Source organism: Butyrivibrio hungatei NK4A153, assembly GCF_000424465.1.
Lineage (GTDB): Bacteria > Bacillota > Clostridia > Lachnospirales > Lachnospiraceae > Butyrivibrio > Butyrivibrio hungatei_A.
Map to the genome: position 1 here is coordinate 1 of NZ_AUJY01000024.1, position 25501 is coordinate 25501.

The 25501-nt window shown below is 40.0% G+C and carries 31 protein-coding genes and 2 pseudogenes; 10 read left to right on the plus strand and 23 right to left on the minus strand.

The features are described from left to right. Positions 1-311: 311 nt before the first annotated feature. Positions 312-689 (minus strand): annotated as a pseudogene (locus tag G628_RS0109620) (relaxase/mobilization nuclease domain-containing protein); the annotation flags it as partial. A gap of 305 nt (positions 690-994) precedes the next feature. Further along, a complete protein-coding gene (locus tag G628_RS0109625; RefSeq protein ID WP_196803743.1) occupies positions 995-2074 on the minus strand; it encodes a PLP-dependent aminotransferase family protein in 1080 nt (359 codons plus the stop codon). 82 nt (positions 2075-2156) lie between these two features. Here G628_RS0109625 and pdxS point away from each other — a divergent pair, with 82 nt between their 5' ends. Together pdxS and pdxT are read left to right on the plus strand one after the other, a co-directional pair. After that, on the plus strand, positions 2157-3032 hold the full coding sequence (gene pdxS, locus G628_RS0109630; protein ID WP_026654569.1) for a pyridoxal 5'-phosphate synthase lyase subunit PdxS: 876 nt from the start codon (positions 2157-2159) through the stop codon (positions 3030-3032). A 1-nt stretch (position 3033) separates the two neighbouring features. Continuing rightward, complete coding sequence (gene pdxT, locus G628_RS0109635; RefSeq protein ID WP_026514803.1) at positions 3034-3603, plus strand: pyridoxal 5'-phosphate synthase glutaminase subunit PdxT; 570 nt, start codon at positions 3034-3036, stop codon at positions 3601-3603. 136 nt (positions 3604-3739) lie between these two features. Here pdxT and G628_RS17010 read toward each other — a convergent pair whose 3' ends face one another. The 8 genes from G628_RS17010 to G628_RS18935 all read right to left on the minus strand — a co-directional run bounded on the left by G628_RS17010 (position 3740) and on the right by G628_RS18935 (position 8145). Next, complete coding sequence (locus tag G628_RS17010; RefSeq protein ID WP_034500775.1) at positions 3740-3925, minus strand: hypothetical protein; 186 nt, start codon at positions 3923-3925, stop codon at positions 3740-3742. 53 nt (positions 3926-3978) lie between these two features. Then, on the minus strand, positions 3979-4698 hold the full coding sequence (locus G628_RS0109645) for a hypothetical protein (protein ID WP_026668014.1): 720 nt from the start codon (positions 4696-4698) through the stop codon (positions 3979-3981). A 183-nt stretch (positions 4699-4881) separates the two neighbouring features. Next, complete coding sequence (locus tag G628_RS0109650) at positions 4882-5592, minus strand: metallophosphoesterase (protein WP_034500777.1); 711 nt, start codon at positions 5590-5592, stop codon at positions 4882-4884. Positions 5593-5616: 24 nt separating this feature from the next. After that, a complete protein-coding gene (locus tag G628_RS17015; protein WP_034469250.1) occupies positions 5617-5973 on the minus strand; it encodes a helix-turn-helix domain-containing protein in 357 nt (118 codons plus the stop codon). 206 nt (positions 5974-6179) lie between these two features. Then, positions 6180-6377 carry a hypothetical protein gene (locus G628_RS0109660; RefSeq protein WP_027209016.1) on the minus strand — a complete coding sequence of 66 codons (198 nt, stop codon included), beginning with the start codon at positions 6375-6377 and terminating at the stop codon, positions 6180-6182. Positions 6378-6392: 15 nt separating this feature from the next. Then, entirely contained in the window at positions 6393-6608 is a 216-nt protein-coding gene (locus tag G628_RS19355) for a hypothetical protein (RefSeq protein ID WP_081670661.1), read from the minus strand. A 10-nt stretch (positions 6609-6618) separates the two neighbouring features. Then, on the minus strand, positions 6619-7266 hold the full coding sequence (locus G628_RS18930) for a YoaK family protein (RefSeq protein WP_027209017.1): 648 nt from the start codon (positions 7264-7266) through the stop codon (positions 6619-6621). 15 nt (positions 7267-7281) lie between these two features. Next, positions 7282-8145: an MBL fold metallo-hydrolase gene (locus tag G628_RS18935; RefSeq protein ID WP_242827206.1), complete on the minus strand. Its 864-nt coding sequence runs from the start codon at positions 8143-8145 to the stop codon at positions 7282-7284. Positions 8146-8740: 595 nt separating this feature from the next. On the opposite strand from G628_RS18935, the gene G628_RS0109680 reads away from it, so the two are divergent. The 3 genes from G628_RS0109680 to G628_RS0109695 all read left to right on the plus strand — a co-directional run bounded on the left by G628_RS0109680 (position 8741) and on the right by G628_RS0109695 (position 10233). Then, positions 8741-9067 (plus strand): helix-turn-helix domain-containing protein, encoded by a 327-nt coding sequence (locus G628_RS0109680; protein ID WP_026654557.1) that lies wholly within the window; start codon positions 8741-8743, stop codon positions 9065-9067. Positions 9068-9630: 563 nt separating this feature from the next. After that, positions 9631-9888, plus strand: coding sequence for a hypothetical protein (locus G628_RS0109690; RefSeq protein WP_026668018.1), 258 nt, complete (start codon positions 9631-9633; stop codon positions 9886-9888). 102 nt (positions 9889-9990) lie between these two features. Next, positions 9991-10233, plus strand: a complete 243-nt coding sequence (locus G628_RS0109695; protein WP_027209020.1) for a hypothetical protein — start codon at positions 9991-9993, stop codon at positions 10231-10233. Positions 10234-10271: 38 nt separating this feature from the next. Here G628_RS0109695 and G628_RS0109700 read toward each other — a convergent pair whose 3' ends face one another. From G628_RS0109700 to G628_RS0109745, 10 genes and pseudogenes are all read right to left on the minus strand, one after another. Beyond that, entirely contained in the window at positions 10272-10763 is a 492-nt protein-coding gene (locus G628_RS0109700) for a CDP-alcohol phosphatidyltransferase family protein (RefSeq protein WP_027209021.1), read from the minus strand. Position 10764: 1 nt separating this feature from the next. Beyond that, on the minus strand, positions 10765-11127 hold the full coding sequence (locus tag G628_RS0109705; RefSeq protein WP_027209022.1) for a VOC family protein: 363 nt from the start codon (positions 11125-11127) through the stop codon (positions 10765-10767). Next, positions 11124-11504 (minus strand): hypothetical protein, encoded by a 381-nt coding sequence (locus G628_RS18160; RefSeq protein WP_196803744.1) that lies wholly within the window; start codon positions 11502-11504, stop codon positions 11124-11126. The genes G628_RS0109705 and G628_RS18160 overlap by 4 nt, the downstream gene beginning before the upstream one ends. Positions 11505-11539: 35 nt before the next feature. After that, positions 11540-11662 (minus strand): annotated as a pseudogene (locus G628_RS19360) (integrase); the annotation flags it as partial. A gap of 45 nt (positions 11663-11707) precedes the next feature. Then, positions 11708-12745: a virulence RhuM family protein gene (locus G628_RS0109715; protein ID WP_027209023.1), complete on the minus strand. Its 1038-nt coding sequence runs from the start codon at positions 12743-12745 to the stop codon at positions 11708-11710. Between the two features lie 420 nt (positions 12746-13165). Beyond that, a complete protein-coding gene (locus G628_RS0109725; protein ID WP_026654551.1) occupies positions 13166-14275 on the minus strand; it encodes a CobW family GTP-binding protein in 1110 nt (369 codons plus the stop codon). Positions 14276-14299: 24 nt separating this feature from the next. Then, positions 14300-15226 carry a GTP-binding protein gene (locus G628_RS0109730; RefSeq protein WP_027209025.1) on the minus strand — a complete coding sequence of 309 codons (927 nt, stop codon included), beginning with the start codon at positions 15224-15226 and terminating at the stop codon, positions 14300-14302. Positions 15227-15524: 298 nt separating this feature from the next. After that, the gene (locus G628_RS18940; protein WP_196803745.1) at positions 15525-15707 is read right to left on the minus strand and encodes a hypothetical protein; all 183 of its coding nucleotides are present in this window, start codon (positions 15705-15707) and stop codon (positions 15525-15527) included. A 199-nt stretch (positions 15708-15906) separates the two neighbouring features. Beyond that, positions 15907-16335, minus strand: coding sequence for a Fur family transcriptional regulator (locus G628_RS17025; protein ID WP_051199131.1), 429 nt, complete (start codon positions 16333-16335; stop codon positions 15907-15909). A 161-nt stretch (positions 16336-16496) separates the two neighbouring features. Continuing rightward, a complete protein-coding gene (locus G628_RS0109745; protein WP_026668024.1) occupies positions 16497-16787 on the minus strand; it encodes a hypothetical protein in 291 nt (96 codons plus the stop codon). A 218-nt stretch (positions 16788-17005) separates the two neighbouring features. Here G628_RS0109745 and G628_RS0109750 point away from each other — a divergent pair, with 218 nt between their 5' ends. From G628_RS0109750 to G628_RS0109760, 3 genes are read left to right on the plus strand one after another with little or no spacing between them, the layout of a single operon-like run. Further along, positions 17006-17374 (plus strand): GntR family transcriptional regulator, encoded by a 369-nt coding sequence (locus G628_RS0109750; RefSeq protein WP_026654548.1) that lies wholly within the window; start codon positions 17006-17008, stop codon positions 17372-17374. Between the two features lie 27 nt (positions 17375-17401). Continuing rightward, positions 17402-18100: an ABC transporter ATP-binding protein gene (locus tag G628_RS0109755; RefSeq protein WP_026654547.1), complete on the plus strand. Its 699-nt coding sequence runs from the start codon at positions 17402-17404 to the stop codon at positions 18098-18100. Further along, a complete protein-coding gene (locus tag G628_RS0109760) occupies positions 18094-18912 on the plus strand; it encodes a hypothetical protein (protein WP_027209027.1) in 819 nt (272 codons plus the stop codon). The genes G628_RS0109755 and G628_RS0109760 overlap by 7 nt, the downstream gene beginning before the upstream one ends. A gap of 179 nt (positions 18913-19091) precedes the next feature. Here G628_RS0109760 and G628_RS0109765 read toward each other — a convergent pair whose 3' ends face one another. Then, positions 19092-20258 (minus strand): iron-containing alcohol dehydrogenase, encoded by a 1167-nt coding sequence (locus G628_RS0109765; protein WP_026654544.1) that lies wholly within the window; start codon positions 20256-20258, stop codon positions 19092-19094. Between the two features lie 45 nt (positions 20259-20303). Then, positions 20304-21410: a cation diffusion facilitator family transporter gene (locus G628_RS0109770; protein WP_027209028.1), complete on the minus strand. Its 1107-nt coding sequence runs from the start codon at positions 21408-21410 to the stop codon at positions 20304-20306. A gap of 192 nt (positions 21411-21602) precedes the next feature. Between G628_RS0109770 and G628_RS17030 the strand changes: the two genes are divergently transcribed. Next, positions 21603-23600: a TaqI-like C-terminal specificity domain-containing protein gene (locus G628_RS17030; RefSeq protein WP_027209029.1), complete on the plus strand. Its 1998-nt coding sequence runs from the start codon at positions 21603-21605 to the stop codon at positions 23598-23600. 70 nt (positions 23601-23670) lie between these two features. Next, positions 23671-24699, plus strand: a complete 1029-nt coding sequence (locus tag G628_RS0109780; RefSeq protein ID WP_026654541.1) for a 3-deoxy-7-phosphoheptulonate synthase — start codon at positions 23671-23673, stop codon at positions 24697-24699. A 199-nt stretch (positions 24700-24898) separates the two neighbouring features. On the opposite strand, the gene G628_RS0109785 is transcribed toward G628_RS0109780, so the two are convergent. Next, positions 24899-25498 carry an AAA family ATPase gene (locus G628_RS0109785; protein ID WP_027209030.1) on the minus strand — a complete coding sequence of 200 codons (600 nt, stop codon included), beginning with the start codon at positions 25496-25498 and terminating at the stop codon, positions 24899-24901. Between the last annotated feature and the right edge of the window lie 3 nt (positions 25499-25501).

A 25501-nucleotide genomic window follows, 5' to 3' on the forward strand; every position in this document is an offset into this window, starting at 1 on the left:
GTGTATATGTTCCACGTTTCCTGCTCATTTTCTGCAAGTACGATACACGGTATAGCGTTTGTAACTGCCTTCCGCTACAGCCACCACTAATGCCTCTTGGACTGTCCTTTAACCAGTATGGGTTTTACCCTTATGTCAGTTTTTGGTCTCCCTCACTCAGTCGTGGCTTGGCAATTAGCCAACTTGTGGGTTTAATGGCGTGCTATGTTCCCATTAGAATTTCTTCGCTTGGTAAGCCATTGACCATCGGCGTGAAACAACGTGCCGACCGCTTGTTATTGCGGATTTACTTCGCCCCTTATGGGCGCACATATGATGTGATTATGGATATGGGCTTTGTCCGTATGAGTGCAGACCGTAAAAGCATATTTCCCCTTGGTGAACCTCATGGCAAGCTCGTATCCGATCTCATTTGCTTTCTCCGGCGTCACCTCTCTGGGCTTAAATGACTGTCTGATCTGGTATGCGATTATTTCTTTCCTTCTGACATCCCTAACGCCATTGTGGTACTGCGATTGAGAAAGCAAAAACTCTTCATCCGCAGTTTCGATATCACAGCCATAAGTTGAAATATACTTTTTCTCCTCGGTCTTAAGATCATTTTCTGTATAATCCATTCGCTCCTTTAAGCTCTCTGCGATGGTTCTGCCCCTGATCTGATGAAGAGCCATAAGCCTTGTTGCCGCCATATTCTTCTCCTTTCAAAAAGACAGGGACAGCTCTTCCGTTTTGGAAAAACTGTCCCTTGGTCTATATCATTTATTTAGTTTTATACTCTTTTTAATACTCTGTGAGCTGATTCTAAGAAAAGCTGAATATTGGCTGCCGCGAACAAACATGCAAACATGACTATCAGTATCGCTGCAAAGAAGATCGCACATGGAATCATCTTAAATATGATTGAAAGAATACAGAAGATACCATACAACCATACAGCAAAGCCAACGACATTTTAGTGGATTATAACCTCCGACAGGCAGTAAATTGACACTTTTTATGCCTTCCTCTTGCTCCTTCTGACTCGATTAATATGTCTTTCAAAGTCACCACTATTGATGAGCTGAGCTATCACAAGCTGCTCGTATGTAGGAACTGTGCAGGAATAAAATCCAAGCCTTTCATCAAATACCTCCGTCAAATGCTTTGGCAACACCATATAGGCAGCACGAAGTGAAGGAGAAATGGTTTGTGAAAATGAATTCATGTATATGACATTGTCTCTGTCAGAAATAGCAAACATAGTTTCCTCAGGCTTGCTTGATATAGAAAATTCTGATTCAAAATCATCCTCAATTATGTAGCGCTCACCTTGTGCGGCCCACCTGATATATTCATATTTTTTAGATGCGGACGCAGTTACCCCTGATGGAAAACTTCTGTAAGGAGAAATATGTAATACCGATGCTGTAGTGGTTAGCAGTGCCGAGCTTGCTATACCATTTTCTTCAAGTGGCAGCATCTGGCAGGTAACCCCAGACATTCTATAGACCTGCTCTATTTTTTTATAGGATGGGGACTCCAGCGCAAAAACTGTGTCCTTGCCAAACAATCCGACGATGAGGTTGTATAAATATTCTGCACCAGAGCCTATGATTATCTGGCTTATATCCACATGTATATTTCTATTTCTAGCCAGATATTTTCTTATAGCTTCTCTGGTTTCTTCGCACCCTTTATTTGCTGGCCTTTCCAGTATGGCCTCGCCATAATCATTCACTACTTTTCTCATAGTTTTCGTTAATACTGAAAAGGGAAATGCATAGGTAGTTCTCTGATAAGTATGGCTTTCATGGCTTAAGATTTTTGCTGTGGATACAAAGCCATCCTCCTTTCGAAAAATCACATAGTATCCGCTTCTCTCCTTGGGTTCAAGATACCCCTCATCGCATAGCAGCTCATAGGCATGCTTTATGGTTATTACACTAACATGCATTTCATCTGCCATTGTTTTTCTGGATGGGAGCCTGGTTCCGTATGGATAATCTCCAGAAATTATATTCTTTTTTAATATATCGTAAATACGTATGTATTGGGGCATTTTATTATCGTTTAAGGCTTTATTTGAATTTTGCATATATATTTTTTCTCCAAACTGAGCATTTAATATATGCAATTATAATCTATAATTTTCTCAACAATCAAGGAGGAACAATAAAATGTTGAATAATCGTTATGAATTAAACAAGAATCTCGCACAGATGTTAAAGGGTGGAGTCATCATGGATGTAACTACTCCGGAACAGGCCAAAATTGCCGAAGCTGCTGGTGCCTGCGCTGTAATGGCACTAGAAAGAATCCCTGCTGATATTCGCGCAGCCGGTGGCGTTTCCCGTATGAGTGATCCTAAAATGATAAAAGGTATTCAGGATGCAGTTTCAATTCCTGTAATGGCAAAATGCCGTATCGGACATTTCGCAGAAGCCCAAATTCTTCAGGCTATTGAAATAGATTACATCGATGAATCAGAAGTTTTGTCTCCTGCCGACGATAAATATCACATTGATAAAACAAAATTTGATGTACCATTCGTATGCGGTGCCAAGGATTTAGGTGAGGCCCTTCGCAGAATAAATGAAGGTGCATCAATGATTCGCACAAAAGGTGAACCGGGAACAGGTGACATCGTTCAAGCTGTCAGGCATATGCGCTTAATGCAATCTGAAATCAGACGTATCAGTTCAATGTCAAAGGATGAGCTTTTCAATACTGCAAAAGAATTGGCAGTCCCTTACGAGCTTGTTCAATACGTTCATGAAAATGGCAAACTTCCTGTTGTAAATTTTGCAGCCGGTGGCGTAGCTACTCCTGCAGATGCAGCACTTATGATGCAGCTTGGTGCCGAAGGAGTCTTTGTAGGCTCTGGTATTTTCAAATCAGGAGATCCTGCAAAACGAGCAGCCGCAATTGTTAAAGCAGTCACCAATTTTACAGATGCAAAAATGCTTGCAGAACTATCAGAAGATTTAGGTGAAGCAATGGTGGGAATTAACGAACAGGAAATTGATTTGCTTATGGCTGAAAGGGGTAAATAAGATGAACATCGCTGTACTTGCTCTACAGGGAGCCTTTATAGAACACGAAAAAATACTTTCAAAGCTTGGTGTGTCCACTATAGAAATCCGACAACAAAAAGATTTGGAAAAAGATTTTGATGGCTTAATTATTCCCGGCGGAGAAAGTACCGTGCAGGGAAAGCTCCTTAAGGAACTAGGACTTTTTGAGCCATTAAAGAAAATGATTGAAAACGGACTACCTGTATTTGGCACCTGCGCAGGATTGCTACTTTTAGCAGATAAAATAAATAATGATGACCGCAGTTACTTACAGACTATGGATATCGTAGCTGAAAGAAATGCCTATGGCAGACAGCTTGGAAGCTTTTACACTGAGGCTGATTTTGAGAGAATTGGTACTGTTCCTATGACATTTATCAGAGCTCCTTACATCAAAGCAGTTTCAGAAAAAGCAAGACCACTTGCTACAGTTGATGGTCACATAGTTGCCGCAAGACAAGGAAATCAACTGGTAACTGCATTTCATCCTGAGCTTAATGACTCTCTACATATTCATAAATATTTTTGTGATATGGTTGCCAACCAATAACTACTTTGCCACCCAAGAATAACAAAAGCCATCGTCCAGGCTCACTACGGCACTATAACAGTGAAGTGTGAACCTGGCAATGGCAGTAAATTTATAGTTATATTGCCTATAGATTGATTTACATTTTTTTATCTCATTACTTATCAAAAACCTCTGATTCATAAAAGAAGTTCATAGCCTCGTCATATTCTACGTTCTGATCTTTCGAGATCATTTCAACAATTCTTTCTGCTGCCTCCCTGGCAATATCATCTACGGATCTTCCCTCCATATCTACAGGTAAAACAAATAAATTATCGCTCACTCGGATATTCTCTCCCATTTAATAAATTCCTCCTACCACTTGATTTTTCCTTCTGTACTTTTTATATTTCCTTAGTCTCCACAAAAAAATTCTTCAGCAGTCTTTCCCGGATAAAATTCCCGTTCCTCCTCTCTGTCAGAATCACGTAGCTTATTAAAATGCTCGTTCATGGCTTTGAAAACTTTCCTAACAAGTGATTTTTTTCCATGCTTTAACAACCCTTTTATCAAATCAGTATATTCGGAATAAACCGTCAGTTCCTCTCCCCCACTATATATCAGATCTATGTGTGTATCCTTGAACAAATGATTCTCCACAATATAACTGTATCTAATGTCTACAACGTTTATAGTGTCAATCCAACGATTAATTCCACGCGTTGTTATATGAGTATATACATCAATTGGTGGTTGCTGCTTGTAGGCATCATAATATTCGGAAATCCTATACCCCGGTTCATCATATTCGTCATCAGACTCATAATAATATAAACTCCCCTTATAATTCGGAGCCCCAACATAGGCATGAATTCCTTTCTTTCCCTCCCAAATAAGGCCAAAGAAATCCGTCCATTCAACAGACCTTAATCCAAACTGGGCTGCATCACGCTCGATAGAATAAAAATCCGGAAGCAGATCATTGTTTTGATATATCTCTTTACTTCTTCGCGCCCGAGTTGCAATATATAATTCATTTTGCTCGTTACTATTTTTCAATCTCCATTGCCAACGCTCCGGGTAATATTTTATATAGTCGTCAACATATTCCCTAATACTCCTGTCACATTGCATCTTAATCTCTCCTACTTTTTCTTAATCTATATTTCGTACCAGTATTTATCTTTTCCCCACGAACAGCCATTATTACTGAATAGATATTTCTATAACCATAGTATTCCATCACAATGCTGTTGTCAGTTAACTCGTGGTTGATAACGCATCAAAAAGGACCTCCCCGCCTTTCCGGATAGATCCTCAGTATAAGTCCCTTGCTTCTTCATATTTTTTAGTTGTAGTATCTACGATATAAAGCTTTTGATTTCCGTACGCATCTCCATTTGAATATGTCGAAAAAAGATCCAACGTCAACACACCTCCTAAATCAAGAGGTTCTTCTACAGGAGTATGTCCTACTACCTGATAAAAGAGATTGTCTCGGAACATCCTGTAGAAATCCGCCTGAGGTCTCGCCCAGATTGGAGAATTGTCCCTCCACAATTCTTCTTTCCCCATACGATTTATTCTCGCAAGAATATCATCAATCTCCTTCACGTGGTAACCACATGAATAAAACACAAAATTTTCAGTAAGCCCGGCGTGGCTAAAGAGCACATCATCTATCCTATGCACAAATCTGTATCTGTCTTCTATGACATTCTCCAACTTAGTAATACCTTCAATGGCTGTTATTCTGGCTTGAACCGAGTATCCGGATTCCATCTCATCCCATAGATAGGATACATCATGATTACCATAACACCACAAAGACCCCACATGCTTTTTTCCAAATTCTGCAGCTCTGTCCAAAGTTTGTCTATATGCGTCTAAATCATTTCCTTTTCCCCAGTCATCCACCAAATCTCCAAGAATGACGATATCATCATAACTACCCTCATCTATTCTATCTGCCATGTCAAAAATCCATGGCTTTAAATGCACGTCCGGAATTACAAGTACCCTACTCACTTCAATATCTCCGATTATTAAACTCTATCTTACCTCTATCAAAACGTTCCATGTTCTAACAGCTATCGGAACTAACAGCTCATCAACACTTACACCCAAAAGACCGCTGAGAACATACAGGTTTTCAAGCACAAAAAAAGTCCCTTTATGCCTCCACTTGTTTACTGCCTGTGGCGTTATTCCCAACTTCTCGGCAATGACTTTGTCCTTTAAGCCCTTTGCTTTTATCAATTCGCACACTCTTTTCTTTGTAGCATCCAAATCCAGTCCCTTTGCCCTGTCAGGTTCTTCCCAGCTCACAATGTAATCCAATTGTCTCAATGTGTGCCTAGCTCTAATTTTTTCAATAACTTCGATTATTATGCTATATCCATCATTCATCAAAAAATGTCCCTTTTACACTAATCTTCACTACTATTTTAACCTCAAAAAAATTCTCTGACTATAAACTCGTGGTTGATAAATTGGGTTGCTAAAATCCACACTTTCATTCCCCCAATGGTTCTTCAACTTTTTTGTATTCCACGATGTCGCTGAGATTCTGTGCCTTAGGTATATTATTCATAAGAATCACCTTCTCTTTATTCTCATCTATAATCCCCCGACACTTCTGCAAAATTCCTATCCCCATTAATATAATCTGCATACGCCGTCTCAGCGTCTTTCCCATGGAACACTTTGCAGAGCCCGCACATATCGCAGTCTGCAATGCAAGGGAATCTCTCTTTTATATATGCTCTTCGTTCTTCAACCGTAGAGTCTTTTATCTCCGGTGCATTTCCCATAATTCAAAAATCCTCTCAATGAATCTGCCTATCCTGGCGATACTTCTCCATATACTCCATGTTTATCTCACGAATTTCTTTCTTGCCATCAATATAGTCCTGATAAATGTCCCACGGACTTCCGCCACCAAGCCAGCAAGATGAACAGTTTTCGCAGCCTCCGCCACAATCGAGGGAATTCTTTACTATCTGTTCCCTCTCTTCTTTTGTTGTGTCCTTGATCAGAATAATTTTCTTTCCATCAGCACCTTCCTTTTAACATCATCAGAAATACAGCCAACAATAAACCGCCGGATATCCATATCGTCTTTATCCCGAGCGTCGCTGAGATCACTCCGCCGAATCCGGCTCCAATGGCAAAAACAAGGATAATACCAAAGAAATGAAGCGACTTAAACAGCATAACTTTATCTTTCGTCCTCATATACTGCGAAAAGCTTTCCGTACCGCTTCTTAAGTTCCCTATGCACATCGTACTCGCATAACCGAACCCATGAACTTTTCTAAATGTCTGCACCTGCATAGCACAGGAAAAAGAGACAATCATATTTGCTATCATGTTCAACTTCGCCGGAAGAAATCCGACAGCAAAAAGAGCTATCATCTCAATTATGATAATGATCTGTCTCCAATGAAGTTTCTCTGCGTTCTTGTATCTGTTTTCTATCCTCTCTGCCACAAATATCCCAAGGGCAAATGAAAGAAGCGGGCACATATATTGAAATCCCTGCATATAATTCCCCTGCATGAAGTTTTGACTCATCAAAACAACATTACCGGTCTGGGCATTTGCAAAAACCCTCTCTCTTACATTATATGTGTACGCATCCTGCAATCCCCCTGAAAAAGATAACAGTGCGCTTAGTCGAAAGCTTTCCGATGTTTGCATATTTCTCCTCTTTCTCTATTCCAGAACAAGCTCTTCTCCCGGTTTAAGTATTATCTTCCCGGGTGCATCAAAGCTCTCAGCAACACTCATGTCAAAACCGCTTTTATCTTTTGCCGGCTCCATGTGGTAAGGTATTGTATGCTTAGCACCTATAGCCTTTGCGCACTCTGAAGCTTCAGAAACATCCATATTATAGACTCCGTCGCAGCATAAAAAAGCATAATCAAGTTCCTTTTCTTTAAATCCTGCCATAGAAGGTGTCGTTGATGTATCACCGGAAAAATATACCTTCACGCCATCTGAAAATGTAAGTATAAACCCGACGCATTCCGAAACATCGTGATTCTTGTTATATCCGGCTTCCACCGTCTCAATGGATACAAAGCCAAGACCATAAGTCTGATACTCACCATCTTTGAGAGCATCCGACCATTTAATGACAGTGCAACCTTCATTCTTATCGGCAATCAGATCTTCCTTCGTATGATCGTAATGTCCATGTGTCATGAGTATAAGGTCTGCCGAAAGGTCATAGCCCTCCCCCATAAACGGATCTATATAGATTACTTTTCCTTCACTCGTAACGATTCTAACACTACCATGTCCCTGGTAAAGTAATGTCGCCGCCATGTCCTCTTCCTCCGTTTTTTCTACACTCGCGCTCTGTTCACTCGTTTCTTCAATATTTGCAGCCGTCTTTTCGACGTTTGCATCCAACTCTCCAATGTTGGCATCCGCCTCTCCGGTGCTGACATTCGACTCTTCAGTGCTGACATCCGCGCCTTTTGGGGCCGCCTGCCCACATCCTGTAAATATAAGACCTGTTATCAAGATTATCATGGCCAATCGCTTTATTACCGTTTTTTCACCAATCATCATGCTCCCTCGTCACCTTTCATACAACAATCATAAACTCCATCCAAAAACACAGCGAAATATTAAAACTTTCATTTCACGCTGCAATAAATAAAGCGAAAATTTGCTTTTCAACAGCGAATTTTATAAAAAAGTATTATCCGCTGTAATAATTTAAACACATACCTTATTTTCGACAGCAAAAATCATAGATTCACCACTTCCCGCTGTTTCAATCCATCTTTGACTCATCTTTTACATCTTCCAAATCCTACGAATCAAATTGCTTTTTCAAAAATCTTAAATCCCGCAATTCCAATTACTACTAGAATAACACAAGTCACCTGTGGAACCGACAACTTTTCATTAAACAACAGCACCTTCAATAGCCGGCACAAATTATACATTTGGAAACAATCTATCCCATTTATCTTTTAGCAAAACCTTAATTTATCCTCCATCTACCTTTTCCATTAATAACTCTCATTGACACAAACGGTAATTCGTATTATACTTTTGGTAAATGAACTTTCACTTTCTTTTGTGAAATGTCGCATGATGACTACGTCGTATCTCACAACGACGTAGCGTAAATCTAAAATTAGAGAGGATGTAAACTATGAGCAACGAATTAGGAACGCGTATCTCTGATTTATTGAAGCAAAACGGACTCACACAGAAAGAGCTTGCCGACAAAGTCGGAATAACTTATGTATCAATGTCCCGATATATCAGCGGAGATCGTATTCCGAAAGGGCCTGTTATAGCAAGCCTTGCTACTGCCCTTCATGTAGACGCCGGATACCTACTTGGAATCAGCACAGAAGAAAATGATTCCGAGCTGGAATTTTACCGGACTCAACGTGCCATCGCACGAAATGCCAAGTACTGGACACCAAAACAGAAAGCCGATTTAGTAAATGCAATAATGGGAGTTACCCCATAACTGTCGACATATTTATAGCAGCATAACCTTGTATGAAATTGGTAACAAAAAATCTATCCGGGAAAAGAGGTGAGACTATAGATGATGGATGGACACTTAGAATTCAATGACAGCAATGGTATTATCGACACAACTGTTACCAAAGAAATCCGCATAAAGCAACTCGATCTGTCAGAAGCAATCCGAGCCCTTCACAGGATCATTAAGCCCGCAATAGATTCTTGCAAAAAAACTATTTGCCAAGTTGCCGCTATTCTGGCCGGTGTGATCCGTGGTACTATGCACTCTTTTAGATCACAAATTTTTTCCACTATCAAAAGATTCATCAGGAAATGCCTCAGTTCTAGTAGATTTCTTGTTTCCCGGGCAAGAACAACAGCACTTAATCTCATCCCGTTTATAAGTTCTCTGTTATCCTTCTACGAGAATAACAGCTCAAATATCCGGGATGTATATTTAAAGGGAACACACAATAAAAGTGCCTCCGAAGATGGATTTAATATATCTTTCCAATATTAACTTATTGAATCGACATATTAAAAACACGACAGGAGGATGCAAAAATGGATGTAACCGTCACAAACCGGAATATTACTGAATCCTATGATGAAGCTATGGATTCCTACTTATGCTCAGAAGAATACAGACAGAAAGTTTCAGCCGCCAACAGTCTCTTCGCTGCTTTCAGGAGGGGGCTTACTTTAGATCAGTGTGATACTCTTGTGACTCTTCTTGGCATGTACGATGCTATTTCCAGAGAAGAATCTGAAGAAGCACTGCGTGTAGGAATTCTTATAGGTCAGGGATCAGTTGAAAAATAAAAAGTTCAATCGCAAAAAACAGCGGAAAGCGTAAATTCGCCTGTTTTCCGCTGTTTTTCCCATTCTTTTCCCGTTATAATAAGTTCTAGAGGATGAATCATCATGAATGGAATTAGCAAAGTTTTTAAAATTATTATAGGTACTGTCATAGGTGTAGTAATCACGTTTTTCCTTGCAGTAAGTCTTGACGTTTTAATAATAGAACATGTCGCTCATCCACAAACGCTCGGACATCCGGTACCTGTTCTTACACTTATGTGGTTTGTAGGATTACCGGTAATCGCCGCTATTTCCGCTATAATTTCTGCAATTATAGTTTTTGTTAGAGACAAAAAGCGAAAATGAGCAGATAAATATCTACCTAAGGCAATATGAATTTGCCGCTAAGCTGTCCGACCTACCTGAATCAGGTACCCTTCATAAACAGCCGCTATTGTTGCAACCAAACAAGCAAATGCTGCGCTAATTCTAAAATTTACAAATGCAAGTGTCAACGGAAGTACGAACAATAAACCTCCGGTAACTTTATTTATCACAGAATGTACAGCCACAAACTCTTTCTGCTTGATGTACCCTATGACTATATTAATCAGTTTTATTAGTGCTATGGCTAAAATCCATGCACAAATCCATAGCGTAACCTCCAACACAGGAAGAATCTTTATCAAACAAACCACAGTAAAAACAATATCTGCAATCGTATCCAATCTTGATCCCAATTCGCTAACGGTACATGTTTTCCTTGCCACCGCACCATCGATCATATCTGAGAATCCGGCAGCTATATACACGGCATAAAACGCCGAAGACAACGTCGGACAAAACAACAAAGCAACGCTGAGCACTATTCTGATACAGGTTATGATATTTGCCATCTTACATCGGTGTTCCCACTTCAATCAGATTTCCGTCCGGATCATAGAAGCGTATGACCTTCTGTCCCCAACTATGCATCATAAGTCTGTTGACATAATGCACTTCAGGATAATACCTTTCAAGCTTTTCAATAAAACCTTCAATGTCAGCTTCTTCAAAATAGAGCTCACAGGAATTGTTTTTCGGAATAATTTCTTTTCCCAGAAACTCTTTCCAATATTTCTCTTCCTGAAGAACCAATCCTTCCGACAAAATCATATTCCCATCATTATCAAGAATCATCTCAAGCCCAAAAAGATCATGATAAAACTTTCGGGATTTTTCTATATCTTTAACAACTATCAGAATGTTTTTAAGTTTCATAGAGTTTCCTTTTGCTTAATTCTATACTCTTCAATCTCAGTATCAATTATCACTTCATTATCCAATTGCTTATAATATTCAACATCCGCCACTTTACAAGATGCCAGATATTTCCTGAGTTTTTCAGACATAGGCTTAAACGTAGCAAAAGTAAGTCCTCCAGAAACTACAGCACCAACAACCGGAACAACTTTTGACACGCCTCTTGCAAATACTTCCTTGGTCATCTGTACCCCTAATAGTGTTGCTACTTTCTTTACTATGGGATATACTATCCCCTTAGTTAATGCTTTCTGAGGTAGTTTCTTTGCAACCTGTTTTGCGACCTGTCCCGCAATCTTATTAACGGCATTAATAGCTCTATTGACCCCAAACATGATTCCTACAAATAATGTGAGAATACTCTTTGTTTCTTCATTTTCTCTGCACTGGCAAAAGAAAAAGCATTAAGTAATACCTCTTGTAATTTCTTCATCTGTGCCAAAGAAAGATATTCAGCCATCTCATTTAATATTGTAACAACTTTTGTTTCCATACCGGTACATCACTCCTTTGTACCAGCATCCTTCAGCCATATTTCTCAATTATCAAGTTGATTTTCCAATTCCAAAAATCTATCAAAATCACTTTGAAACAATCGATCTTGAATTATCCTATATTTTTCATATTCGGTTTCAGCATGAAGTTTTGCTTGTTCAGCACTAATCTTCCCCGGTCCAATCAAGATCTCATTTCCGTTGAATTCCAAAAAACCATCTAGTCGTTCAGCCCAGTCTTCCATGCTCATAGGAATACGTCTCTGTGCTTGTAATTCTGCATAATCCAAATACATAGATACGATACGTTCCAGATAATTCATTTCTTCTTCAGATAAATAATTTTTGGCTATTGTGACGTCAGCTTTAAGTATTTTTCCATCTGGAGCATTCCCCCAAGTAGTAAGCCCCATATGCTCTTTTTCTGCATTTGCTCGCTCAACGATCAATTCAGCTGCTGTATGCCTATGAACTGCATAGTGCATCTTATTTTGAACAGTTTTAAAAAAGAGCTGCGTAGTTTTGGCATCTTTATCATAATCAAAAGCTGTCGCATATATATCAGTTACCTTCTGATAGAATTTTCTTTCAGATAACCTTATTTCACGAATCTGCTGTAACTGTCTTTCAAAAAATTCATCTGTAAATTTATGACCGTTTTTCAGACGTTCAGAGTCCATTGTCCAGCCCTGAATCGTATAATCTTTTACAATCTGTCCAGCCCATTTACGAAAACGTACCGCTCTGTCATTATTCACTTTAAAACCAACAGCAATAATTAATTGCAAGTTATAATGAGCAATCTCTCTCTGAACCTGCCTGTTTCCTTCAGTTTGAACTATCCGAAAATTTCGGATAGTTGCCTCCTTACTCAGCTCATCATCGCTATATATCTTCTGTATATGAGCATTTATTGTTCTAACATCAACTTCATAAAGCGAAGCCATCATCTTTTGAGTAAGCCAAATATTTTCATCCTCATATCGCATTTCAAAACTCTCGGGAATATCTCCCGTAGATGCAATATAAGTAAGATACTCAGCCGCAGATGAAGTTATAGGTAATTCTCTTTTTCTTGCCATTTATCCAAAATACTCCTGCATTAAACTATCAAATAATTTCCTTGTTTCATCCAATGATTTCTGTACTGTAACTTTTGATTTGTCGACTTGTTCTACAAAATTAATATATTCTTCCTGATATTCTAGTTCAGGTATTTTCACAAGCATTTTATCTACTTTATGACATCGAGCGGATTGGTAATTCCGCCCGTCCAAAAAGTTTCCCATATTTTATCAATTTTATTTTTTAAATCTCCGGTAATCATATTTTTGTAAACCCTCTTTCATCAATGAATACTTATAATTATACCACACTCAGTGCCCTGAGACGCGTACAAATGTGCGATACAACATACTTTCATTTTCTTTTTAATATACAAAATATAGAATATATTAATTGAAAAAAGCAGCTATCCCCTCGAATAGCTGCTCCACTCATCTTTACTTCTCGTCTATACAATCATACAAAAGCTTCACAATCTCTGCCTTCTCATACCCTTTGCCGATGAACACGACCTGGTTGCCTCTGTCACCGTACACTTCATCCCAGTCATCAGTAAGATCGGGGAAGTCTTTTAATACAGGTGCGAGTTCTTCTTCGGGCCAAGCGGATACCCACTCGGACATTTCGGTTATGGAAGCGTTTCTTCCGGCCTGCTCGAAGAGCTGGATGTGATCCCAGTCATCGCTGAACCAGATGTAACCTTTGGTTCTTATGAGCGTCTCGGGATAGTCCATTACAAGCTTGTTGAAAGCCTCACGGTTAAAAGGTTTCTTTTCCTCAAAAACAAATGAAGAAATTCCGTACTCATCGACGCACGCTTTCTCATCGTCATGTTCGCAGTTGTTGAGCGCCTTCTGCACTGCACTGTAGGCCTCTACCTCTTCATAATCAAGGTCAGGTCTGTTAAGGATAACATCAAGGTCAACGTCTCCGTGTACGGCAGTTATCATCTCCGCCTCCTGCTGAATGTTGCGAAGTCCCGCTTTTACCTCTGAAAGCTCGCTTTCGGTCAAAAGATCTGTCTTATTAAGTATCATGAGATTGCAGAATTCAATCTGATCCATGATGAGGTTGATGATGTCTCCGTCGTCGTTCTCCTCCTCGGAAGTGAGGTTATGAAGGAACTCACGGTATATCCTGTCAACATCAACCACAGAAACGACAGCCTTAAGATACACTCTCGTATCGGGAGTCATCTCTTCGTAATTTATAAAAGCGCCTGCAATTGATGACGGTTCGCTGATTCCGGACGCCTCAACAAATATAGCCTCAATTGACTTATCTGCGGACAAGCGCTCTATCTCAGCCATAAACTCATCCTTCAAAGTACAGCAGATGCATCCGTTCTGCATCTCAACCATCTCAACCTGAAGAAGCTTGTTTCCCGATTTATTTAGTATCGACGCATCTATATTAACGCTTCCCATGTCGTTTACGATAAGCGCGATCTTTCTCTTTTCCTGCTTAAGAATATTCTGCATCAGGGTTGTCTTGCCCGATCCCAGATATCCTGTGATAACAACTATAGGTACTTCTCTCTTTGACATTGCATTTCTCCATTCTTTTTTTATTCAAAAATATAAAAATCTGTCTTCCGGTGCTTCTATCTTGGTAAGTTTATTTACAACCAAAAGAATAACAAGCTTATTGTCCGCTCTCTGCCCCTTGGCAATCCTTGCTTCAAGTACCACCCAGTCGCCGTTTTTTGGAATCTCACCGTCATACTTTGCCACAAATCCGATATACTGCGCATCTTCCGCACAACATATCGCAGCATAACGCCCCGCATAGAACTGATTACTGCCAAGTCCGTTCCCGCCTGTTATGAGAGCCGTGAACCTGACCGTCTTCCCGTAGTATTTGTCGGTATCCTCTATACAGTCAATAAACCATGGGCAAAAGAACTTATCGGTAACATCAAGTATCCCGTCCTTCTCCGGAACAGAAAACTCTTCATTTGCAAAATCTATGCTTCCGTCCGGCTTTGTAAAATATACCTCAGCCAAATTGTTTAAGATCTTTAAAGAACGCCTTACGTCACTCTTTTTGAAACTTTCATCGCACCTGTTAAAAAGGATCACATCCGAAACACTAAGCGGATTCATGATAGTCTGACGCATGTTCATCAGGTACATATCATAAGTGTTCGCATCTACAAGACTGAAAACATTTGAAAGATACCAGCCTTCCGGCAGATCTTTTCTGACAAACGCCTTAAGATCCCACATTCCGTTAAATTCGATATATACGACTTCCGGATTATGAACCTTCTTTATTTCCTCAAGGAAGTCTTCAGTCAGTTCATCCTCTTCTTCAATTGTGACAAGGCTTGTTCCCCTATCTTTAAGAGCATCAATATCGTACTCTTCCTCGCCTTCTTCTGTGCATATGACTACAGAACGTTTTGCGACATCTTCTTTTCTTAATAAAGTTCCCTGCAAAGCTGTGGTCTTCCCGCTATCAAGGAACCCGGCAAAAATATGTACCGCTGTTTCCATTCCCGCTCCTTTTTAAATATGCAACACAATTGCAAATCATTATAATTCTATAATACACGGCGTGTCAATATAATACGCCGCTGTAAAAACTTACACACTTAACTTGGCACTCTCAATTTTTTTACAAAAAACGAACCCCCGAGCTCATTTTGAGTTCAGAGGTCCGTGATCTTACGTCTATAAATAGCTTATTGTAAAACAATTGTAATTATTCTCAATCGTATCCCGGCAGCCTTTCTGATTAATGTTTGAAACACTATCACATTCCGGGATAGAGGTCATTCGTGCAAATTTGAAGTTATATTATTCCCCTCCCCCAAAAGCATGCTACTAAAATCATGCAGATAACAGAGGGAATGAAGATAAGCATTCTGTTTTTCTTATTTCCAAATTGAATATATCCATAACCTAAGATGTTTGCTATTATTAGCGGAATCATTTCAATAGTAAGTAGCCAACCTCCTCTTTCCCATCTTTCCATCGGCAGCATTGCATTTGGTGCATCAACTATAGTGCCTCCGAAAAGAAACAAATAACTGCTATAAGTAAGGCATAGGCAGCTAATCGCATTTAACAAAATTAACAGCCAAGATAATGCGTTTTTCATATTTATAATCCTTATCAAATTCCGATTTTTCAATTTCATATGCAATATACCGAAAGTGCCAAGTCATGCATTCTTAAACTTCATGTTCTGACATCCCTACGTTTCTGCATTCATCACAAATACACATGATCACGCTCTTCCCGTAATCAATCTCAATTCCATATTCATCCATCATCTTTTTGGCTGCGCTCTTAAATATCTTATTATCAAGATGAAAAATCTTCCCGCACACCGAGCACTGGGCATGCATGTGCTCACAGCATGACTCGTGCTCTTCAGAGTACTGATAGCATGTAGCATTTACATCGGCTTCCTTGTATTTGACAAGCTTGCCTTCCTTACTAAGCCTCTCAAGATTGCGGTAAACAGTAGATCTGTCCAAACCGTCACCTTTACCCTTAACGGCATTAAATATGTCCCTTGCCGTAAATCTTGTATCCGCATTATCCTTCAGATATTCTATGATAAGATTTCTTGGTTTAGTCTTATATTCGCTCTTCACACTGCTCTCCCGGAAATCATTTAAGTAGCCATCATTGCCATTCATCAATAAAACTTTCGACCTGTGTTTATTGGTGTACTGTCTTGCTCATCTTCATTCAAATTGTGCAGTATATTGCTAATTATGGATGAAACAGTACAATGATCAATTCTTCCGCAATCTTATCCCTGCTGCCCGTTGGCCTGTCTTATCATATCTTCAACAACAATATCGTAGATTTCACCTACACTATTGCAATACTCGAGAATCTTCCACGGCTCGTTTGTATGAAAATGAATCTTTACAAGATCCTCATCTCCTGCCGCGATCAGGCTGTTGCCCTCAAAATTCTCTGTAATATAATCAGCTATCTCATCCTCGTCGAGATCTTTATCGCGTCTGTCTATAAGAAGCTGTGTATCATAACGATATGCAAACTGATCGTCTTCTGCATCTATTGAATTAATTCCCATATTGTTTTCCCTCCATTATTACAAATTATCTCCTTGATAATACCACATTGCATCATATAAAAGAAATCAAAACATTTGGCTCGCGAAATAGTAAATTTCAAAAAAATTTACTATTCAATAAAAAACGTTGACAAATACCCTCATTCGGGTTACTGTATTATTGTATTATGCATCTAGTACAGTAATACAATATATTTTTTCAGAAAGGAAGACTCACTATGCCATGGAATCTTAATTCGGACGCTCCTATCTTTGTCCAGATTATTGATCATCTACAGACTGATATTATTTCAGGTTTATACAAACCCGGTGATAAACTGCCAAGTGTTCGCGACCTTGCCGCTGAAGCCGGAGTCAATCCAAACACAATGCAAAAGGCGCTCAGTGATCTTGAAGCTACGGGACTTGTTCACTCAGAAAGGACAAGCGGTCGTTTTATTACGGAGGATGACAACATGATTAAAAATATGAGAATATCACTCGTTGATGTACAGATAGAAAATTTCTTCAAAAGCATGGAAAAGCTCGGATTTACCAAAGAAGAAATCTTAAAACTGGTAAAACAGTACACAGACAAAAAGAATTGATAAACACATTTAAAGAAGGAGAAAAGTATGAGTAATCTGTTAGAAATACAGGGGCTACACAAAAAATATGGTAAAAAAACGGCTCTGAATGATATAAATCTTTCAATTGAGCCCGGGCATATTATCGGACTTCTAGGCCCAAACGGAAGCGGAAAAACAACGCTTATAAAGATAATATGCGGTTTATTGCAACCAACAGGCGGTTCTGTTCTTGTTGACGGCAATCCGGTCGGTCCAAAGAGTAAAGCTATTGTGTCCTATCTTCCCGATAGAACCTATCTTGATGAATCTATGACAGTCGGATCCGCTATCGACATGTTTAAATATTTCTATGATGATTTTGACGAGAAAAGAGCTGAAGAGATGCTTTCAAGTCTCAATATAGATCCAAAGAATAAGATTAAGACTCTTTCTAAGGGAAATAAGGAAAAAGTTCAGCTTATCCTTGTAATGAGCCGCAAAGCCAAGCTCTATATTCTTGACGAACCTATCGCAGGCGTAGATCCTGCTGCCAGAGATTATATATTGCGTACTATCATAAGTAATTTTGAACCGTCCGCCTCCCTTATTATCGCTACTCACCTGATCAGCGATGTGGAGCCGGTGCTGGACGAAGCAATTTTCTTGCAAGACGGCAATATCAGGCTTTATAAACCTATCGATGACATAAGAGTCGAAAACGGCAAATCGGTTGATGCACTATTCAGGGAGGTATACAGATGTTAAAGAAACTTATAGCTTATGACTTAAAAAGAACAAGACCGGTAATGACAGGGATAATATTATTTACATTTTTACTGACTATCATAATAGTAATTACCAATGCTTTCACAAATAAAATAGATAACGCTCAAACAGAAAAATTGGAATCGGGCCTCATTCAGACACACAGTGATAATTTACCTCCTATTTATTTTACAATGACCAATATACAGACAATAGCTCTTTTAGCAATTCTTGTTTTAGCTACGCTTGCAACAATATATATGCTCAGATACTATTACAAAACGATATACCTGACACAAGGATATCTATCATTCACTCTTCCGGCAAAAACAACAGAAATTGTGAGTTCAAAAATGCTGGTCACATACATATGGGCTTTAATATTTATTATTCCATCGATATTCATTGGAACCTTTGGATTTTCTGTTGCCGAAAGATTATTTGATCCTCATTATGAAAAGCTCTCTGTAAGTGCCTATTTACCCGGACTTGTACTGTTTGCGCTTGACATATTATTTATTATATTTGAAATTTTCGTTCAGATCATGGCTTTTTTCTTTTGCCTCAGCATCGGACAACTATGCCGCAAACACAAGCTACATGTCACTGTACTTAGCTATATAGGAATTGCCATAGCTTCAATGACCCTCTTTTTTTACAACATGCAAATGCACCAAATGAAACGCGGCACCTGGTGGTGGGATTATGACGATGTGGTTTGTCCCGCTAACATTATCTGCGCGATCATTCTTTTTATAGGCTTCTATGTTGCAACTATAAAGATTACTAACAAAAACCTCAACCTCGAGTGATAATATAAAAATTACATCTTAATAAGATTATGAAGGAGCATCTACGACCGGCAAATGAATTTACATGCAAGCATCCATTCGCTTGCCGGTCTTGTGCAACAAAAAGAACAAGGAGTCTCTAAAAAACTCTTTGTTCTTTTTTTACACGCCATTTAAAATCAAAATATTTAAATCAGCTCTTACAGACAAGCCTTATATATCTCGACAATATCTTCATTCGTAAGCGCAACAAAAGCATCCTTTAAGTAGTTTCCGTCATTTGCATGCGCGGCCATCTCCTCGAAGTGTTCGTCGGTTATCTTAAGCTCGGTAAGATTTTTGGGAATACCCGACTGTGCAAAAAATTCTTCGAGTTTTTCAATTCCCGCGATTGCAAGAGCTTTTTCATCATCACCGTCAAGCCCCCACACATTCTTTGCAAAGCGAACAAATCTCCAGGTACATGAAGGATCTTTTTCCAATATAAAGCGCATCCAGCGCGGAGTAAGTATTGCAAGGCCAATTCCGTGCGTGATGTCATAGAACGCCGACAATTCGTGTTCCATAGCATGACACGGCCAGCCTGTATCCTGCTTTCCATACTGCGGAATACCTGAGCAGGCAACCGATGAAATAGCCATAAGATTTGCACGAGCCGTGTAATTGTCAGGTTCTTTTAGAGCAACGGGAAGATATTTAATTGCAGTCTTAAGAACCCCCTCGGCAATATGATCCGAAAGGTCGCTGTCCTCGGTACGTGAGAAATATCCTTCGAAAATATGGCTCATTATATCCGCAGTTCCCGATGCCGTCTGGTATTTTGAAACCGAGAAGGTATAAGTCGGATCGCAGATAGATGCGTAAGGATATGTATAACTGTTTCCAATCTTTTCATGAGTCTTAAGATTGGTTATAACACCGCCGCCATCATACTCAGATCCCGTCGCACTAAGCGTAAGGATATCGACTAGCGGAAGCGCCTTTAACGTGCCATGATAAGACGCAACCATATCCCATAAGTCGCCGTCATAGAATACTCCGGCAGCAATCGCTTTGGAGCAATCGATCGTGCTTCCTCCTCCAACAGCAAGGATCACATCAATATTGTTCTCCTTGCAGAGCCTAACGCCCTCTTCAACGGATTCAATACGCGGATTCGGCTCAATTCCGGATAATTCCGTAACTTCAAATCCGCCCTTTTTCAGAATGTCGATAACAGTGTCGTAAAGCCCCATCTTCTTGATAGAACCTCCGCCATAGGTCAAAAGAACTTTTTTCCCGAGAGATCTTAAGATCTCATCAAGATGACTGATCTGCCCTTTGCCAAAATAAAGCTTCGTCGGAATCTCGTGAACATAATTGAGCATAAGTAACCCTCCTTGTCTTAGAAAAAAATGTTTTATTCTTGCCTTTTAATCCGAGAAATTATAGTCCATAAGGACTTCCACAACATACTCGGGGTACATCTCCTCAACACGCTTTGAAACCTTGGAAAGAACTTCTCTCTTATTCTTCGCCTCTATATCGATAACAAGGTCAAACCTTATCTCTTTTGTCTTGTGATTCATGTAAAAGCCGTGAATCTGCAAAGCTTCATCGTAATCGCTGACAAGTGCCGAAATCTTCTTGTTCGCCTCTACAGCGACAGAATCACTTGTATTTGTTGAATAAACAGATATTCCCCCCATCATAATTCCCGTATCGATGAACACTTTCTTGGCGATAACCCTGTCGAGCGCATCGATCTCAACAGCGGAAAGCGTATCGGGAATCTCCACATGTGCTGAACCTATAAGCTTCTCGGAGCCATAATTGTGAATAATAAGATCGTACACTCCTCTAACTTCTTCAAGCTCGTTTATACTGGACTTTACCTTCTTTGCAAGTTCAGGCGTAATCCTCTCTCCGAGAGTCATGCTCACGGTATCGCGAAGCGTCTCAAATCCCGTCTTTATAATGATAAAAGAGATCACAACTCCGATGTACGCTTCAATACTAAATCCCGTTGTGATAAAGATAATCGCCGCAATAAGCGTAGCTGCCGAGATAATAGAATCATTGAGCGCATCTTTTCCCGATGCGACAAGCGAATCCGAATCAACCTTCTCTCCCATCTTCTTGGTATATAATCCAAGCACGATCTTCACAACGATCGCAGCCGACACGATAACAAGTGCAGGCGTCCCGTAGTCAGGCGTCTCAGGATGAATTATCTTAGTTACAGACTCGGTAAAAGAAGTAATTCCGGCGTACAGAATAATAATTCCAATCACCATCGCCGAAAGATACTCTATCCTTCCGTAGCCGTAAGGGTGCTTCCTGTCGGGCTCTCTTGCCGAAAGTTTTGCTCCCACAATCGTTATAACCGATGAAAAAGCATCACTCAGATTATTGACGGCATCCATCGTTATCGCAACCGAATGTGACAATACTCCCACAAATGCCTTAAACACCGACAGCAAAATATTTGCCGCAATTCCTATAATACTTGTTCTTACAATACTTTTGGTTCTATCCATTTAAGATGCCTCTCATAAAAAATTTTGAAATTATTTTCTTCGCAGTTTCACCATCAGATGATACCCACACAAACTCAGTTTAACACATATTTTGCACATATATTCATCATTTATTCAATATTCCTCATATATGCATATATATACCGTAATCCGCTCTTGAAAAAAATTCGCATTCCCTCGATAATTGTTTCTATGGACAGACAAGAACAAACTTCTATCAAAAAGGATATGATCTCAATTGACGAAACTGCCGAAATATTGGGCATTTCTTCAGCGACGGTAAAAAACTGGATAAAGCTTCAAAAGCTCTCAGCCACAAAAGCCTCTAAGACATATCTTCTTAATAAAGAAACCGTTCTAAATCTTAAAGAAAACCTTGATGGCTCCGACCTTCTAAAGCGCAGAAGAAACAAGAGTACCGCAAACGGCCGTTTCATCCCAAAGTCATATATCAGCAAAGCGTCGATAAATTACGATACGATATGTTCCGTAATAAAGACCCTTGGTGAAGATAATGCCCTTACCGAGAATGAATTTCTTTCAATCCTTGCCTACTACGGAAGGTCTTTTCTTGATACTCTTTCACTTGATAATTCGGGTAAAAAAAGACTTATCTCCCCTTTACATAATGAAACAGGCGATTCTTTCTCACGCCTTACATCAATATTAAAAGACTATCCGCTCAAATATACGGAGGGTGAAGATACACTCGGCATGCTCTACATCTCGCTTCGCTCGCTTAAGACAAAGAAAGCATCGGGCGCATACTACACACCTTTCTTTGTTGTAGATAAATGCATAGAAAACCTGCATGCGGGCAAAGCCGAAACAATCTGCGATCCGTCTTGCGGAACTGGCAACTTCCTTTTAAGACTCCCAAAAGATATTCCGCTTTCGAACATCTATGGATACGACATAGACGGCACGGCTGCTGCCATTGCAAGGATAAACCTCGCAGTCAAATACGGCATTAAAGATAACGACGATCTCGATATATTATTTAATAACATCAAAGCCGATGATTTCCTTATGCCTTCCAAAAAAGGCGCATCTACGCAGGAATTTGACCATATAATCGGAAATCCGCCCTGGGGCTACTCTTACAGCAAGGACGAAATAAGGACTTTGAGCGAATCCTATAAATGTGCGCGCGTATCGGGAAATCCCGAGTCTTTTTCTATCTTCACGGAAAGAGCTCTGAGCCTTTTATCGGACGGAGGAACCATGTCTTTTGTACTCCCCGAAACACTTCTGGGCGCCGGAGCACATGAGAATATAAGAAGCATCATCGCCAAAAAGGCGCACATCTCCTACCTTTATTATATGGGCGAGATATTTGATAAGGTTCAGTGCCCTTGCATACTCCTTACGCTTAAGACGCATGCCGGTAAAAGTCATACGACCAAAGTCGCTTTTTACAAAAAGAGTCTTTCATCAAAGAACACTTTCAATCCGGCAAAGAATCTTTTCCCCGAAAGACTGATACTTGTAAAAAGCTTTGAAACTATGTGCAAAAGCCTTGATACAAGCTCTTTTCACATGCTATCTGACGATGCCGAAAAAAAGATACTTGATAAGATCGATAAGAGCGATCATTTCACGCTAAAAGGAAACAGCGAGTTCGCCTTAGGGATCGTTACGGGCGCAAACAAAGCTCTTTTATCTCCCGTTAAAAATGCGGGCTTTGAAGAAATCATAAAGGGCTCCGATATTGATAAATATGCAATAAAGAAGATCACCAACTTTATAAAGTACGAACCGTCAAAATTCCAGCAGGTAGCTCCCGAAAACATGTACAGGGCAAAAGAAAAACTCCTGTACAAATTTATCTCGAATACGCCGGTCTTTGCATATGACAACAGGCAGCGCCTTTCACTTAACAGCGCAAATATACTGATTCCAAAGGTTCCAGGCTACAGCGCACTATATATACTTGCAATCCTTAATTCGCCCGTGATATCTTTTTACTACTCTCACACCTGCAAGAATATGAAGGTTCTTAGGTCTGAGATTGAGAGGCTCCCTATCGCAAAATGCGATTCTGCCACAGAAAGGGAAATATCAGAACTTGCGAAAAAAATTCTCGATTCGAACGATCCTTCGCGCTATATGGCTGAAATTAACGGCAAAATAGCCGCGCTTTATAATTTAACTATTGACGAACTTGATATAATAACTAAAAACAAGTAAATAAAGGTTTACTTTTACAGTTTAAAGTGCTATAGTATCATTCGAATATTTATTCATGGAGGACATATTGATGTCATTTGATTACATACAGAAATTACCCACCCCCGATGAGATAAGGGATGAATTTCCTTTAACAAAAGAACTTGCCACTCTCAAGGCTGAAAGAGATGCCATGATCAGTGACGTTTTCACAGGTAAAAGTGATAAATTTCTTGTTATCGTTGGTCCCTGCTCTGCAGACAACGAGGATGCCGTATGCGACTACGTTTCACGCCTTGGAAACCTTAACGATAAGGTTAAAGATAAGCTTATCCTTATTCCCAGAATCTATACTAACAAGCCTCGTACAACAGGTGAAGGCTATAAAGGAATCACTTCCCAGCCCGATCCCGAAGGAAAGACAGATTTCCGCGCAGGTCTCATTGCCATGAGACATATGCAGATCAAGGCCATTCAGGAATCCGGTCTTACTGCTGCCGATGAAATGCTCTATCCCGAGAACTGGGGTTACATCGCTGATATCCTTTCATACGTTGCAATAGGTGCACGTTCTGTAGAGGATCAGGAGCACCGTATGACAGCCAGCGGATTCGACGTTCCCGCAGGAATGAAGAACCCTACAAGTGGAGCTCTCGGTGTAATGCTTAACTCAGTATATGCAGCTCAGCAGTCTCACTCTTTCGTTTACAGAGGCTATGAAGTTAAGACAAACGGTAACCCTCTTGCGCACTGCGTACTCAGAGGTTCCAACAATAAGCACGGCCAGTCGATCCCTAACTATCACTATGAGGATCTGAGCCTTCTTTTACAGCTTTATAACTCAAGAAACATCGTTAACCCTGCTGCCATCATTGATGCAAACCACAACAATTCAAACAAGCAGTTCAAGGAACAGATCAGAATCGTTAAAGAGGTTCTTCACTCAAGAAACCACAACAACGATATCAAGAACCTTGTTAAGGGTGTCATGATCGAGAGTTACATCGAGGAAGGTTGCCAGAAGATCGGTGAAGGCATCTACGGTAAGTCAATCACAGATCCTTGCCTCGGATGGGAAGACACAGAGCGTCTCCTTCTTGATATTGCTGAGTTAGTCTGATCATATCGCGTTTACGCGCACAATTAGAACAACCGGAGAGTCGCTTGCGACTCTCATATTTAATTAAGAAAAGGTGCAAAGGTTATTTCACTTCCTCTGCACCTTTTGTTTATAGGTATAAAAACTTTCCACACCGGAGGAGCGCACAGATGCAGAAAAAAGACTGCATCTGCGCGTTCCTCCGGTATAGTAAGTTTTTTCAGTCCATTTTTGCCATGCGGGCTCTTATATACCCTTCAATTATATCTACCGTCTCATCAATCCCCAATTTCGAGCTGTTAATTGAGAAATCATACAATCTTGAATCGCCCCATTTACCCTGGCAATGGTAATTGTGATAACGCTTTCTCTTTTTATCCTTCTTAAGTATAAATCTGGTCGCGTCATCTTCATCAAGTCCGTAAACTTCCATGACACGCTCAACCTTCTTATCCATATCGCCAAGGATAAAGAATGAGATCAGTCCCGGATAATTTTTCAGCTTTGTTTCAGAGCATCTGCCGACAACAACAAAGGACTCTCCGCTCTTTGCCTTTTCCTCCATAACATCAAACTGCATCTCTGCAATGTTATCCTCGATGGAATTGCTGTATCCGTTTATCCTTCTTGATACGAACACATTCTTTGGTACTTCGTCGTATTTCTCCACAGACTCAAATGTCATCCCCATCTTCCCGGCAATCTCCGTAATAAGATGACGATCATACAAAGGAAGATTAAATCTTTCCGCTATTTTTTCTGCAATAACTCGTCCGCCACTACCAAATTCACGTCCGACGGAAATAATGATCTGAGCCATAAG

What these genes read in the sequence shown, in the direction of transcription:
- G628_RS0109625 (WP_196803743.1), bottom strand. Translation starts at nt 2,074, where the DNA reads ATGCAAAATTCAAATAAAGCCTTAAACGATAATAAAATGCCCCAATAC.
- pdxS (WP_026654569.1), top strand. Translation starts at nt 2,157, where the DNA reads ATGTTGAATAATCGTTATGAATTAAACAAGAATCTCGCACAGATGTTA.
- pdxT (WP_026514803.1), top strand. Translation starts at nt 3,034, where the DNA reads ATGAACATCGCTGTACTTGCTCTACAGGGAGCCTTTATAGAACACGAA.
- G628_RS17010 (WP_034500775.1), bottom strand. Translation starts at nt 3,925, where the DNA reads ATGGGAGAGAATATCCGAGTGAGCGATAATTTATTTGTTTTACCTGTA.
- G628_RS0109645 (WP_026668014.1), bottom strand. Translation starts at nt 4,698, where the DNA reads ATGCAATGTGACAGGAGTATTAGGGAATATGTTGACGACTATATAAAA.
- G628_RS17015 (WP_034469250.1), bottom strand. Translation starts at nt 5,973, where the DNA reads ATGAATGATGGATATAGCATAATAATCGAAGTTATTGAAAAAATTAGA.
- G628_RS0109660 (WP_027209016.1), bottom strand. Translation starts at nt 6,377, where the DNA reads ATGGGAAATGCACCGGAGATAAAAGACTCTACGGTTGAAGAACGAAGA.
- G628_RS18930 (WP_027209017.1), bottom strand. Translation starts at nt 7,266, where the DNA reads ATGCAAACATCGGAAAGCTTTCGACTAAGCGCACTGTTATCTTTTTCA.
- G628_RS18935 (WP_242827206.1), bottom strand. Translation starts at nt 8,145, where the DNA reads ATGATGATTGGTGAAAAAACGGTAATAAAGCGATTGGCCATGATAATC.
- G628_RS0109680 (WP_026654557.1), top strand. Translation starts at nt 8,741, where the DNA reads ATGAGCAACGAATTAGGAACGCGTATCTCTGATTTATTGAAGCAAAAC.
- G628_RS0109690 (WP_026668018.1), top strand. Translation starts at nt 9,631, where the DNA reads ATGGATGTAACCGTCACAAACCGGAATATTACTGAATCCTATGATGAA.
- G628_RS0109695 (WP_027209020.1), top strand. Translation starts at nt 9,991, where the DNA reads ATGAATGGAATTAGCAAAGTTTTTAAAATTATTATAGGTACTGTCATA.
- G628_RS0109700 (WP_027209021.1), bottom strand. Translation starts at nt 10,763, where the DNA reads ATGGCAAATATCATAACCTGTATCAGAATAGTGCTCAGCGTTGCTTTG.
- G628_RS0109705 (WP_027209022.1), bottom strand. Translation starts at nt 11,127, where the DNA reads ATGAAACTTAAAAACATTCTGATAGTTGTTAAAGATATAGAAAAATCC.
- G628_RS18160 (WP_196803744.1), bottom strand. Translation starts at nt 11,504, where the DNA reads ATGTTTGGGGTCAATAGAGCTATTAATGCCGTTAATAAGATTGCGGGA.
- G628_RS0109715 (WP_027209023.1), bottom strand. Translation starts at nt 12,745, where the DNA reads ATGGCAAGAAAAAGAGAATTACCTATAACTTCATCTGCGGCTGAGTAT.
- G628_RS0109725 (WP_026654551.1), bottom strand. Translation starts at nt 14,275, where the DNA reads ATGTCAAAGAGAGAAGTACCTATAGTTGTTATCACAGGATATCTGGGA.
- G628_RS0109730 (WP_027209025.1), bottom strand. Translation starts at nt 15,226, where the DNA reads ATGGAAACAGCGGTACATATTTTTGCCGGGTTCCTTGATAGCGGGAAG.
- G628_RS18940 (WP_196803745.1), bottom strand. Translation starts at nt 15,707, where the DNA reads ATGGAAAGATGGGAAAGAGGAGGTTGGCTACTTACTATTGAAATGATT.
- G628_RS0109745 (WP_026668024.1), bottom strand. Translation starts at nt 16,787, where the DNA reads ATGGGAATTAATTCAATAGATGCAGAAGACGATCAGTTTGCATATCGT.
- G628_RS0109750 (WP_026654548.1), top strand. Translation starts at nt 17,006, where the DNA reads ATGCCATGGAATCTTAATTCGGACGCTCCTATCTTTGTCCAGATTATT.
- G628_RS0109755 (WP_026654547.1), top strand. Translation starts at nt 17,402, where the DNA reads ATGAGTAATCTGTTAGAAATACAGGGGCTACACAAAAAATATGGTAAA.
- G628_RS0109760 (WP_027209027.1), top strand. Translation starts at nt 18,094, where the DNA reads ATGTTAAAGAAACTTATAGCTTATGACTTAAAAAGAACAAGACCGGTA.
- G628_RS0109765 (WP_026654544.1), bottom strand. Translation starts at nt 20,258, where the DNA reads ATGCTCAATTATGTTCACGAGATTCCGACGAAGCTTTATTTTGGCAAA.
- G628_RS0109770 (WP_027209028.1), bottom strand. Translation starts at nt 21,410, where the DNA reads ATGGATAGAACCAAAAGTATTGTAAGAACAAGTATTATAGGAATTGCG.
- G628_RS17030 (WP_027209029.1), top strand. Translation starts at nt 21,603, where the DNA reads ATGGACAGACAAGAACAAACTTCTATCAAAAAGGATATGATCTCAATT.
- G628_RS0109780 (WP_026654541.1), top strand. Translation starts at nt 23,671, where the DNA reads ATGTCATTTGATTACATACAGAAATTACCCACCCCCGATGAGATAAGG.
- G628_RS0109785 (WP_027209030.1), bottom strand. Translation starts at nt 25,498, where the DNA reads ATGGCTCAGATCATTATTTCCGTCGGACGTGAATTTGGTAGTGGCGGA.